The organism is Bradyrhizobium sp. LTSPM299 (genome assembly GCF_000938235.1).
Classification (GTDB): domain Bacteria; phylum Pseudomonadota; class Alphaproteobacteria; order Rhizobiales; family Xanthobacteraceae; genus Bradyrhizobium.
This window is the reverse complement of sequence record NZ_JYMU01000085.1, coordinates 46,678-58,647: the sequence shown is the minus strand read 5'-3', so window position 1 is coordinate 58,647 and position 11,970 is coordinate 46,678. Positions and strand designations below refer to the sequence as shown.

Below are 11,970 nucleotides of genomic sequence, written 5' to 3'. Positions count from 1 at the left end.
CGTGTTCCGCTTCAAGTCGCTGACGTCGCGGATCGTCTTCTTGCACATCGTCGCGGTCGCGGTCGCCGCTGTCTTCCTGCCGCTGCTGCTGCTGTGGCTGCTGAACTCGGAGATCAACCAGTTGCATCGCGAGGCGATGCGCGACCAGGCCGACGTGCTCGGCGAGAGGCTTTCCGTCGATCCCGGCGGCAAGGTGGTTCTGAACCTGCCCGAGAGCCTCAAGGGCCTCTATTCCGACGCCTATGGCCGATATCGGTACGACATCTTCGATGCCGACGGCCATGTGCTGTTTTCATCGCATCGCGCCGAGCCGCCGAAGCAGGCCTTGTCCGGCACGATTTCCGGTGCGAGCGTGATCAGGGACATCGGCGATCAGACGGTGCGCATCCATGTCGCCGAGGACCTGTCGCATCGCGACGTCATCATCGACGACATCGTCAGCAATTTCTTCCGGCGGGTCGGTTGGATCACGATCCCGATCCTGCTGATCCTGCTCGCCGCTGATATCGTGATCTTCCGCCGCGCCGTGATTCCGCTGCTGCAGGCCTCCGAGGAGGCGAGGAACATCGGACCGGCGCGGACCGGCATCCGGCTGCCGACGGAGCGGATTCCGAGCGAGATCCTGCCGCTGGTGACCGCCGTCAACCAGGCCTTCGATCGGCTCGAGGAGGGCTTTCACGCGCAGCGCCAGTTCACCGCCGATGCGGCACATCAGCTCCGCACGCCGCTCGCGATCCTGCGGACCCGGATCGAGACGCTGGAGGCGGGCAAGGGCACCAGGGAGCTTCATGCCGACATCGAGAGCATGGGCCGCATCGTCAACCAGTTGCTCGAGATCGCCGAGCTCGACACGCTGGTGCTCGATCCCGGCGAGACCGCCGATCTGCGCGCGGTCTGCGCCGAGGTGGTCGGCTCGATCGCGCCATATGCGCTGGCGCAGCAGAAGGATATCGCGCTGCGCGGCACCGACGGCCCGGTGCAGGTCAAGGGCAATGCGGAAATGTTGCAGCGAGCGATCTTCAATCTCGCGGAGAACGCCATCAAGTACACCGCCGACGATACCTCAGTCGACGTCGAGGTGCGCGACGACGGTTCGGTGCGGGTGCGCGACTGCGGGCCGGGCATTCCGCTCGCCGAGCAGGACCTGATCTTCCGGCGGTTCTGGCGCGGCGACCGCCGGCGCACCGACGGCGCCGGCCTCGGACTGTCGATCGTGCAGGGCGTGGTGGACGACCACGCCGCGACGGTCGCGGTAGAGAATCTCCCAACCGGCGGCGCGCAATTCACGTTGAGCTTTCACCTTGCGAGCGCGGAGCCGACCGGGGCCTCATGAAGGGTGCCCGGCGACCGGATCAGGTCAAGAACTGATCAATGGCCCGATGGGACGTGTGCTTTCGGGAGTGCAGCAGACCAATGGCGCGCAAGCGAGTTGCTGGATTTTCCTCGAAAGCCGACGACTGCGCCTGATGGAGAAAACGTTCCGATCAATCGCAAAACACGTCCTTTTGCTTCCGGTAATCCTCCCACCGCGTCGTGGCATTGGCAGACGCGGGAACTTTTATGCAGCGTTTCTCACCCTGAGTTTTGAGGCGTGCATTTTCATCCCATGGCCCGCCACCGAAAACACGAACGGCACCATATATTGCTTCGATTTTCCATCTCGGAATACGAAGGTCCTCCATACCGAACTTGAAAATCTCGTCTGCCTCGTCCCTGGCGCGCCCCTGGTCCCAATATAGATAGTCGTGAACAATCGCTGGATACGTGTATTCTCCATCGGGAGGGAGCAGAGGCCAGAATGGCGCGGGAATGCTGGCAAAATCGGTAATGAAGCCCACCGGCACGTCTACCTGCCGAAAACGCTCCTGACCGGGATTTGGGGCCCAAGCAATCGGCTTTGTTAGATAATAAATTCGCTCTACGAACCGGGAAACATGCAGCGGCGCGCCGAGAGCTTTATTCTTCGAGAAGGCATCAAGCCAATCTTCCTTGGTAAGATCAAACGTAGCCTGGGGCTGCGCGGGAGAAGCTGGCGTCGACGAGATGCCGAGGCCTAACGCCGTGGCGACGGATCCGAGAAAGCTGCGGCGGCTAAATGTCATAGGACTTCTCCCGAATGTTGGGTCGGCCTTTTGCTTCCGAGCGAAAAACGCCCTTGTCGGTCGGTCCGACGACAACTCTACCTTCTGCAAGACGACCGCTTTGTGAAAAAGTCGCGTCGCAAGGTGCTTCAACAGCCGTCGGTGTGAGCTGCTGATGTCCGTGCCGCGCATCTAAGGCTTCAGAGTTCGGGCGACGTGAAAGCTGGTGAAGGCCTCGCGCGCATCGGCATTGGCGGCCCATCGATACTCCATGTACGGCCCGCTATAGAACGTCTCCCTCACCTTCGCGCCAACGATCGTATGGGACTTACAATTTTCCTTGGTCCAGGGGCTTCCGTCGTTTGGGATGACCTGGAATGTGACGTCACTCCAGCAATCCGCTAGCAATTCATCTACGTTGTCGGTGATGCCATAGAGTCCCCACGCGTTCGGCACGAAAGCATGTACTGGAAGCGTCGTTGCGCGCGCCTTCGCCACGAGCGTTGGTCTGCTTTCCACATGGCCGGGGCCACCCCTATAATCAGGGACGAAGACCTGCGTGGTGCCAGGCACGAGGTCGTCGCAATTGCTGCAATGCCCGGAAGCGTTGAGCTCTTTCCCTTTCAAATATTCGCGTTCTGATTCGGACAGAAGCCGGTAATCTTGACCGGTTCGGCCATTCAGCCACGTGAGGTAGTTTGTTGCATCATTCCAGGAGACGTTGACGACCGGATAGCCGTATCTTCCCCATCCTCCGTCTGCCGGTTGGTATTGCTTGCAACCACCATCGACGACGCAAGCGTCCCATTCATCGAACGTAACTGGAAACCGGCTGACAGCGATGGTCTTGGCGAGGCCGACCCTGTAGACGGGTCGCAAATCCGCTGATGTGACGATTTGTCGAAAACTGTTTCCGAAGCTGAGCGGGCCGTAGAAGTTAACGCTTCCAGGCGGAATTAGCACCATTTCCGGGCAGGCTTTACAATCTTTGAAGAGCTGTCCATCTCCAGGAATTCGGCATATCTCCTGCTTGTCCGCGACGAGTTTGACGGCGTTGCATTTCTTGTCCGGAGGCGCGGCCGCGAGGTACGTTTCATCGATTCCCGCGATGTAAAACGGCTTCTGACCCATCCTAGCCTTGGCGTTAAGCTGCACATTGCGGAAGACTTGCGCAACCTCGATACCCGGGCGCAAGAGTTCTTCCGCCAAAATGCTCGCAAACACGCCATTATCTTTCGCGGTTTGATTCTCCTCGGTTGCATAGGCGATCAGCATGCCGACATGTTTCGGAATGCCTATAAAGCCCTTGTCCCCGCCAACCCCCTTCGTCGCCGGCTTCGATAAATTGAGTTCGTTGCGGCAGGCGTCAAAGACGACAATGTGCCTGGCGTCGGGGGCGCCGTTTTCCAGTTCACGGATGACATCTGCCAGCTTCATCGAGTGAGTCCACAGACTTGCGTTATCCGTGGTCTTTATGTCGGCAGGGATCAGATAGTTGTCATGAGTGGTTGTCTCCGCGGCGCCATGACCAGAATAATAGAAAAAGCTGATCAAATTGGGATCGGTCTTGGCAGCTTCCTTCACGTCTTGAAGGTAAGTCCTGATCGCGGTCAACATGTCGTCGCGCCCGAGATCTCGCAACGGCGTGATCTTGAATCCAAGTTGATTCAGCGAGCGATAAACGTTGTCCGCGTCTTGATACGGGTGGGTCAGCTCATCGCCCACCTTGGTGTCGTATTTCTGATTGGCGATCAGGAGCGCGAAGCGTTGCTCCGCTTGGCAGGGGAGCGGTAACAGTAGTCCTAAAAAAACAATCCAAACTGAAATGCTGCTCTTCATGCCGACAGCCCGTTCAATTCTTCGACCGTACGGGATGGTTACAGACGTGACGAGAAACAACCTATACGGGTTTCTGGCGCCTAGCAACCATTGATGAAATACCGAGTAGATTTTCGGCCACAAGCGGGCTTCGGAGAAGATAACCTATTGAAATTCTGGAATCCTGCTTACCCATCGAAAGCGATGGACGGGTTCTGTTTCTGGACCAACGTCGACCTCAAACGTGCCTTCGCGCAAACGCTTAGCGCCTATCGCGACGAAAAATCGCCACTCGTGCTGCGCTGACCCGGCCCTTCAGCCGAGTCATATTCCTGCGTCACTGTTTCGGCGGCCCGAAATCGAGCGGTGGCAGCTCGATCTGCGGCACGTCGATCCTGACCTTGTCGAGGTCGACCGCGATCGGTTTGTCGAGCAGTCCGGTGACGGTGATCGGGAATGCGATCACCAGGATCACCATGATCGCCTGCAGGCCGATCCAGGGCATCGCGCCCCAATAGATGTCGGAGCTCTTCACTTCCTTCGGCGCCACGCCGCGCAAATAGAACAGCGCAAAGCCGAACGGCGGATGCAGGAACGAGGTCTGCATGTTGACGCACAGCATCACGCCGAACCAGATCAGCGCAGCATCAGGACCGACCACCGGCGCCAGCACCTTCTGCGCGATCGGCGCGATCATCGGCAGGATGATGAAGGCGATCTCGAAGAAGTCGAGGAAGAACGCCAGGAAGAAGATGAAGATGTTGATGAAGATCAGGAAGCCCCAGACGCCGCCGGGCAGCGAGGTCAGGAGATGCTCCAGCCACACGCCGCCCGACACGCCGAGGAACACCACCGAGAAGCAGGTCGATCCAATCAGGATGAAGGTCACCATGCAGGTGATGCGCATGGTGGTCTCGTAGCCTTGCTTGATCAGGTCGCGCAGATCCGGGATCTTCACGGCCTCGAGGCAGATCCAGACCACCGCGATATAGGTGATTGCGAACGCAAGCTTGAAAATCAGGTTCTCGGTGAAGAGCATCGCAACGATGGTGCCGATGCCGCCCGCGATCACGCCGATGATCAGTATCTTGCGCCCGGTCGCGCTGAAATCCTTGTGATGGATAGCGGCCAGCACGATCGCACCGACCGCGCCCATGGCGCCCGCCTCGGTCGGCGTCGCAAGGCCCATCATCATGGTGCCGAGCACGACGAAGATCAGCACGGCGGAGGGAATGATGCCGAGCAGGCATTTCTTCCAGAGCGGCCAGCCGGTCAGCGTCAATGCCGTCTTCGGCACCGCCGGCACATGGCTTGGCTTGACGATGCTGAGCACGAAGGTGTAGCCGGCGAACAGCAGGATCTGGAATACAGACGGGCCCCAGGCGCCGAGATACATGTCGCCGACCGACTTGCCGAGCTGGTCGGCGAGCACGATCAGCACCAGCGACGGCGGCACCAGCTGGGTGATGGTGCCGGAGGCGGCCAGCACGCCGGTGATGTAGCGGATGTTGTAGCCGTAGCGGATCATCACCGGCATCGAGATCATCGCCATGGCGATCACCTGCGCCGCCACGGTGCCGGTGATGGCACCGAGGATGAAGCCGACGAGGATGACCGAATAGCCGAGGCCGCCGCGGATAGGGCCGAACAGCTGGCCCATCGAGTCGAGCATGTCCTCGGCGAGCCCGCACCGCTCCAGGATCGCGCCCATGAAGGTGAAGAAAGGGATCGCGAGCAAAAGCTCATTGGAGAGCACGCTGCCGAAGATGCGGCCCGGGATCGCCTGCAGGAAGTTGAGGTCGAAGAACCCGAGGTGGATGGCGAGGAAGCCGAACGACAGGCCGACGGCGGCCAGCGTGAACGCCACCGGATAGCCGATCAGCATCGCTATGATCAGGCCGCCGAACATCAGAGGCGGCATCATCTCCAGCGTAATCGTCATTGCGTCGGCCTCTCGTACTTCGCGTCGATTGTCACGTAGCCCTGCAGCGCGGCGATCCGCTTGATCACCTCTGAGACGCCTTGCAACGCGAGCATCACGAAGCCGGACGGAATAACGAACTTGATCGGCCAGCGCACCAGGCCGCCGGCATTGCCGGACACCTCGCTCACCGCATAGGCCTGGTAGAAGAACGGCCAGGACAGATAGGCGAGCAGCAGGCAGGACGGGATCAGGAAGAACAGCGTGCCGATCATGTCGAGCCAGAGCTGGCCGCGCTCGGGCAGCATCAGATACATGATCTCGACGCGGACATGCTCGTTGCGCTTGAAAGTGTAGGAGGCGCCGAACATCACCATGATGGCGAACATGTACCACTGCGCCTCGAGCCAGCCGTTCGACGAGTAGCTGAACGCGTAGCGGATCATCGCGTTGCCGGCGCTGACCAGGCAGGCCAGCAGCACGAGCAGGTTGCAGACATAGCCGATCTTCTCGTTGAGCCGGTCGATGGCCGTACTGAGAGCCAACAATGGACGCATCACGGTCTCCGCGGCCGCGCTGCGCGCGCGCCGAATATCTTTCCAAGCATCGTCAGGCCGCCGCGCCTGCGCGCGCGGAGCCACGGCTCACTTCCCGGGAGTCGTTGCAAACGGTCGTCCTCCCCCGAAATCCCGCTTCCGCCGTTGTTGGCTGCGCCCGTCGGGGCAGCGGCCTGTCCGACCGGCCAGCGTGAAGCCGGGGCACCAAACCAGCGCCGTCGAACGCCGTCAATTGGAAAATGGGCAAATTGACTGATAGCCAAACCGTTGTCCCGCCTTGGTAAATCGGGCACGGCGAGGGGCGTCGGGGAGGGGTGATTGAGGCTCTGGCGCTATTTTGGCGGCGGCAAGCGATCGCTGCTGCCGCGGATCCCGTGGTTTGTGCGGCGCAGGCAGAGCGAGTTCCGCGTGGCATCCATCTTACGAGTTTCGGAAATTCGGGAGGCGGTGGGCGGGTTGCGTGCAAGTCCTGGCCATTGCTCGCTCAGGATTTGATCGTTTTCATTCAAGAAGATTGCCGTCGACCGATGAAGAACAAATAGAACAACACCGGCAGTCCGAGTGCGGCCCATGACACCGCGTCCCACCAACCATCGCCGATGAGTGCACTCAACAAGCCGACGACGGTGATGATCATGACTGCAAAAGGAATCCCGAATATCTGCTTTTGCGAAAGCTGCGGTCTCATGGGGGCAATTGCGATGTCAAAGCTCGATCATTGGCGATCGAGAGGGCGGTCGCATGTTCGACGCTCGCGCCTCTCCTGCGGCGACGTAGCCAAAGATAGATGCCGGTCACCAGAATGACGATCGTCAGCACATCAAGTGCTGCCCAGACGATCTTTAGTGGCATCCCTCCATAGTCCCCAAAATGCAGCGGTTGCGAGATGTACAGGGCTGACGAGTACCAGGGCATGTCGCGACTGTCGGTGAGCTTGCCGGTCTCCGCATCAATCAGTGCCGGCTTCAACAATCGCGAGGTCAGCGGAGTTTCACCGCGCAGGAAGACGGCGTAGTGACTTTTGCTGCTGAATATCGTTCCGGGGAACGCAACGAAGCTGGGCACCATGCCAGGTACGGCGCGGGACGCCACCTCGACGGCAGAATTGACAGAGGCGGGATGAGAAGGCACCGGCCGGTCGCGGTACTGCGCGGTCATCTCGGCGAGTTGCCCGAACTGCCACATCTTCAGGATCAGATCGGCCCAGGTATTGATGACGCCGGTAAAGCCGACCACCAGCGTCCACGCGACCAACAAAATACCTGCGAGATTATGGACGTCCAGCCAGCGGACCACTCGGGTGCGGTGTGCCCGGTAGGTCCCGAACTGGAGCTTCCTCATCGAAGGTCCGTAGACAACAATTCCGGAGCACACCCAGGAACAGCTTGCCGGGAAGACCCGCAAACATGTCGGTGTGAAGCTTCAGCATGATGGTGGTGAAGCGCATCGTGAAATCGGGCGCATCGAGATAGGCACCCGTGTGCGTATCCATCCGAACCAAAAGATTTTTTGATGAATCGGCGTCAATCGTGGGACCGACGCTGACGAACATCGCATTGGGATCATCATGGTCCCAAATCAGGAAGTGCGGAACTCCCCGTGCCTGAGCCAGGGCATTGCCGAGCAATCGATCGAGATTGGCGGCAGGTGTGCCCTCCGGCACATCCGAAGGTTTGACCTCGGTGTGAAGCAGACCGTCAATCTCGTCATGGAAGATGAGTGGCAACCCGGTGATGCACAGCATCAACATAAATAACGTGCAGATGAGGCTGGTCCATTTGTGGACGAAGCTCCACCGCCGCAGTGTCGTTGTGGCCATCAGGCGCGTCGCCTAGTTCCAGTTGTACGTCATCGTGCCGAGGACGGTGCGACCATTGCGGACACCAAGTCATCGAGTCACTAACACGATGAAGCGACTGCGCATCGCGCGGACATTTAGAATGTCTTGAATGTCGTGCCGAGTTCGCAATTCAATCTATTCTATGTTGCGTGTGTGGAATTTCGCTGATGTCACCGATAGAAGGCCGCATCGCTCGATGCATGCTGTGTGCTTGCCACGGCGCACGAGCGATACATGCGTGGGTAATCTGGGGGTTATTCAGTGGGGACTGCTTCGTCGCGGAGCAAGCGTTGCTTGCTCCGAACAACGGCTGCGATCAATGCAGCGTTTCTCGGCTCGGTCATACTCGTCCCCGCTGATGGTGCGATCTTCAGCGCGCAAGCGCAGACCAGCGTGTCGCAGAACAACGTAACTTCGCTTCCCGCTGTGACTGTGGACGGGCCCGGCGCGCCGAAGACGCGCGGCACCGTCGCTTCCACGCGCAGCACGAGGTCTTCGCGCGCAGTTGCGGCAAACCGACGCGGTCGTGCGCCGACGGTTCAGAGCGCGGCACTACAGCCGCAAGCGGCCGGACGCGCGATCGGCACGACGACCGGTTATGTGGCGACCAACAGCGCTGCCGGCACCAAAATCAACACGCCGCTGATCGAAACGCCGCAGTCGCTGTCGGTCGTGACGCGGAAGGAACTCGATGATCGTAACGTCCAGACGCTCAAGGACGCGGTCAACTATACGCCCGGCGTCACGACGTCGGCGTTCGGGTACGATCCTCGCTTTGATAGCTTCTACATCCGCGGCTTCGACGTAACGTACACCGGCATCTATCGAGATGGCCTGCGTCAAGGCGGCGGCAACTTCGCTATTCCCAAGATCGAACCCTACGGCGTGGAGAGCGTGTCGATCTTGCGGGGCCCGGCTTCAGGGCTCTACGGCCTCGGCTCTCCGGGCGGCATTGTCGACGTTACCACCAAACGGCCGACGTCGACGCCGTTCGGCGAGGTCCAGCTGCAGGCCGGCAACTATGATCGTTACCAGGGCAGTTTCGACATCGGCGGCCCGGTGCCGGGGAGCGACCAGCTGTATTACCGGCTGACGGGGCTGCTGCGTGATGCAAAGACCTGGTATCCCGGCAATGACGACGATCGTGCGTACATCGCACCGGCCGTGACATGGCGGCCGAACACCGATACGTCCTTCACGATCCTTAGCGAGTATCAAGCCAGCCGGACTGCCGCGAGCATCGGTAATTTCCGCACGCCCGACGGGCAGCTGACGAATATCTACTCGAATGATCCAGCGTTCAGCGCGATGGACCAGAAGCAGTACCGCATCGGTTATGCGTTCGCGCATGACGTCGACGACGTGTGGACCGTGCGGCAGAACTTCCGCTTCTATCAGGTCGATACGGACGCGAAATACACCCAGATCGATTCCATCGATACGTCAACCAATCTGGCATCCCGGTCGGCCTGGCGGATCCTGGACCACTTCAACACGGTGACGCTCGACAACCAGGCCGAAGCCAAATTCGCGCTGGGCGCGGTCAAGAACACGCTCCTGTTCGGTGTTGACTACGGTCATTCCTATTACGACGACAAGATCGGTTACGGACCGGTGCCCGATCTCAACCTCCTGACGATGAATTACGGCGCGCAGGCCATTGCCTCGCCGGCCTTCTCGATCTTCAACAAGCAGTCGACCGACGAGGTCGGTGTCTATGTGCAGGAACAGGCCAGGCTTGGTGGCTTCATCCTGACGCTCAATGGCCGCGAGAGCTGGGTATCGCAGACCACGACGGCCGGTTTGGACGGCGTGCCGGCGGCGCAAAAGGCGGCCGCCTTCACCGGACGTGCGGGCCTCAGCTACCTCTTTGACAACGGGCTTGCACCTTATGTCAGCTACGCCACGGCGTTCAGCCCGCAAGTCGGTGTCGATGCGTCGGGACTGCCGTTCAAGCCGACGACGGGTGAGCAGACAGAAGCGGGCATCAAGTATCAGATGCCTCAAATTCCGCTGCTGTTGACCGCCGCGGTGTTCGACATCACGCAGAATAATGTCTTGCGCACCGATCCCAACGCGATCGCTTTCCAGGTGGCAACGGGGGAGGTCGAGTCCAAGGGGGTGGAGCTCGAGGCCAAGCTCACGCTCAGCCAAGGCTTCGATCTCACCGCCGCCTACACCCATCTCAACGTCGTGATCACGCAGGGCAATGCCGACACCACCGGCAATGAATTCTCCGGCATTCCGAGGAATTCATTCGGAACGTTCGGCAAATACACCTTCCAGTCAGGCAATCCTCTGGAAGGGCTCGGGTTGGGTCTGGGCGTGCGCTACATCGGGGCAAACTTTGGCAACGACCAGAACACGTTCCAGAACGCGGCCACGACATTGTTCGACGCCGTGATCGACTACGATCTGGGCAAGCTCGATCGACGATTTCGTGGGGCCTACATGCGGGTGAACGCCACCAATCTATTCGACAAGCAATATCAGACCTGCCAGTCCGGCTACTGCTATTCCGGCGAACGGCGCCAGGTCATCGGGAGCTTGAGCTATCGCTGGTAACGAGCTAGCCGCCGGTCACGCTCATATGGCGGCTGACGCTCGGGCGGTTGTGGCGGCGGTCGATGATGAAATCGTGCCCCTTGGGCTTTAGCCCGATCGCGCGGTCGATCGCGGCCGAGAGCAGGTCGTTATCATCAGAGGCGCGCAGCGGCCGGCGCAGGTCGGAGGCATCTTCGTGGCCGAGGCAGGTGTGCAGCGTGCCGGTGCAGGTGATGCGCACCCGGTTGCACGATTCGCAGAAATTGTGGGTCATCGGCGTGATGAAGCCGAGCTTGCCACCGGTCTCGGCGATCCGGACATAGCGGGCCGGCCCGCCGGTGTCGTCGGCGAGATCGCCCAGCGTGTAGTGCTTCTCGAGCCGCGCGCGCATCAGCGACAGCGGCACATATTGATCGATGCGGCCCTCGCCGATGTCGCCCATCGGCATCACCTCGATCAAGGTCAGGCCCATCCCCTTGCCATGCGCCCATTCCATCAGCGCAGGGATCTCATCCTCGTTCATGTTCTTTAGCGCGACCGCGTTGATCTTGACCGCGAGGCCCGCGGTGCGCGCCGCCTCGATGCCGGCGAGCACCTTGTCGATGTCGCCCCAGCGGGTGATGGCGCGGAACTTCGCCGCATCCAGCGTGTCGAGCGAAACGTTGACGCGGCGCACGCCGCAATCGGCGAGTTCCTGCGCAAAGCGCGCCAGCTGCGAGCCGTTGGTGGTCAGCGTCAGCTCGTCGAGCGCGCCGCTTCCCAGGTGACGCGACAGCGAACGGATCAGGCCCATCACGTTGCGGCGGACCAGCGGCTCGCCGCCGGTGAGGCGGATCTTGCGCACGCCCTTGGCGATGAAGGCCGAGCACAGACGATCGAGCTCTTCCAGCGTCAGCAGATCGGCCTTCGGCAGGAAGGTCATGTCCTCCGACATGCAGTAGAAGCAGCGCAGGTCGCAGCGGTCGGTGACGGAGACGCGCAAGTAACGGATCGTCCGCCCGAACGGATCGGTCATCGGACGGAACAGGGATTCGGAGAGGGTTTGCGTGGATCCGCTCATGAGACCCAATCTAGGCATGTTGGCATGCACTCACAATGCGTCCGTTGGGATGATCCGCAACATGCAAAAACGCTATCGCACGATAGGCAGGGGGCATGATCTGCCGTGGGGCTGTCAGCGCCCCCGCAAAGCAAAGAGCCCGGCGGTTG

The 11,970-nt window shown here is 60.4% G+C and carries 9 protein-coding genes and 1 pseudogene; 3 read left to right on the top strand and 7 right to left on the bottom strand.

The genetic code is table 11. From position 1 onward, the window contains the following. Window position 1 precedes the first annotated feature (1 nt). Window positions 2-1,333, top strand: a complete 1,332-nt coding sequence (locus UP10_RS36060) for a sensor histidine kinase (RefSeq protein ID WP_044591932.1) — start codon at window positions 2-4, stop codon at window positions 1,331-1,333. Window positions 1,334-1,484: 151 nt separating this feature from the next. On the opposite strand, the gene UP10_RS42400 is transcribed toward UP10_RS36060, so the two are convergent. Together UP10_RS42400 and UP10_RS36050 are read right to left on the bottom strand one after the other, a co-directional pair. Beyond that, window positions 1,485-2,102 (bottom strand): DUF1353 domain-containing protein, encoded by a 618-nt coding sequence (locus UP10_RS42400; RefSeq protein ID WP_156180606.1) that lies wholly within the window; start codon window positions 2,100-2,102, stop codon window positions 1,485-1,487. A 171-nt stretch (window positions 2,103-2,273) separates the two neighbouring features. Then, a complete protein-coding gene (locus tag UP10_RS36050; protein ID WP_044591931.1) occupies window positions 2,274-3,920 on the bottom strand; it encodes a caspase family protein in 1,647 nt (548 codons plus the stop codon). 93 nt (window positions 3,921-4,013) lie between these two features. Here UP10_RS36050 and UP10_RS44885 point away from each other — a divergent pair, with 93 nt between their 5' ends. Then, window positions 4,014-4,205, top strand: coding sequence for a hypothetical protein (locus UP10_RS44885; protein ID WP_156180604.1), 192 nt, complete (start codon window positions 4,014-4,016; stop codon window positions 4,203-4,205). 31 nt (window positions 4,206-4,236) lie between these two features. On the opposite strand, the gene UP10_RS36045 is transcribed toward UP10_RS44885, so the two are convergent. The 4 genes and pseudogenes from UP10_RS36045 to UP10_RS36030 all read right to left on the bottom strand — a co-directional run bounded on the left by UP10_RS36045 (window position 4,237) and on the right by UP10_RS36030 (window position 8,127). Further along, window positions 4,237-5,841 (bottom strand): TRAP transporter large permease, encoded by a 1,605-nt coding sequence (locus UP10_RS36045; protein ID WP_044591930.1) that lies wholly within the window; start codon window positions 5,839-5,841, stop codon window positions 4,237-4,239. Then, window positions 5,838-6,377 carry a TRAP transporter small permease subunit gene (locus UP10_RS36040; RefSeq protein WP_044536884.1) on the bottom strand — a complete coding sequence of 180 codons (540 nt, stop codon included), beginning with the start codon at window positions 6,375-6,377 and terminating at the stop codon, window positions 5,838-5,840. Before UP10_RS36040 ends, UP10_RS36045 begins: the two co-directional genes overlap by 4 nt. 505 nt (window positions 6,378-6,882) lie before the next feature. After that, window positions 6,883-7,014 carry a hypothetical protein gene (locus UP10_RS36035; protein WP_349644001.1) on the bottom strand — a complete coding sequence of 44 codons (132 nt, stop codon included), beginning with the start codon at window positions 7,012-7,014 and terminating at the stop codon, window positions 6,883-6,885. 47 nt (window positions 7,015-7,061) lie between these two features. Next, window positions 7,062-8,127: pseudogene (locus UP10_RS36030) on the bottom strand (PepSY-associated TM helix domain-containing protein). 384 nt (window positions 8,128-8,511) lie between these two features. Here UP10_RS36030 and UP10_RS36025 point away from each other — a divergent pair. Next, window positions 8,512-10,782 (top strand): TonB-dependent siderophore receptor, encoded by a 2,271-nt coding sequence (locus tag UP10_RS36025; protein WP_245322111.1) that lies wholly within the window; start codon window positions 8,512-8,514, stop codon window positions 10,780-10,782. 4 nt (window positions 10,783-10,786) lie between these two features. Here the strand turns inward: UP10_RS36025 and moaA are convergent, their stop codons facing one another. Beyond that, the gene (gene moaA, locus UP10_RS36020) at window positions 10,787-11,821 is read right to left on the bottom strand and encodes a GTP 3',8-cyclase MoaA (RefSeq protein WP_044591928.1); all 1,035 of its coding nucleotides are present in this window, start codon (window positions 11,819-11,821) and stop codon (window positions 10,787-10,789) included. Window positions 11,822-11,970: the final 149 nt, after the last annotated feature.

Coding starts and splice junctions, on each gene's coding strand:
- UP10_RS42400 (WP_156180606.1), bottom strand. CDS start 2,102: ATGACATTTAGCCGCCGCAGCTTTCTCGGATCCGTCGCCACGGCGTTA.
- UP10_RS36050 (WP_044591931.1), bottom strand. CDS start 3,920: ATGAAGAGCAGCATTTCAGTTTGGATTGTTTTTTTAGGACTACTGTTA.
- UP10_RS44885 (WP_156180604.1), top strand. CDS start 4,014: ATGAAATACCGAGTAGATTTTCGGCCACAAGCGGGCTTCGGAGAAGAT.
- UP10_RS36045 (WP_044591930.1), bottom strand. CDS start 5,841: ATGACGATTACGCTGGAGATGATGCCGCCTCTGATGTTCGGCGGCCTG.
- UP10_RS36040 (WP_044536884.1), bottom strand. CDS start 6,377: ATGCGTCCATTGTTGGCTCTCAGTACGGCCATCGACCGGCTCAACGAG.
- UP10_RS36035 (WP_349644001.1), bottom strand. CDS start 7,014: ATGATCATCACCGTCGTCGGCTTGTTGAGTGCACTCATCGGCGATGGT.
- moaA (WP_044591928.1), bottom strand. CDS start 11,821: ATGAGCGGATCCACGCAAACCCTCTCCGAATCCCTGTTCCGTCCGATG.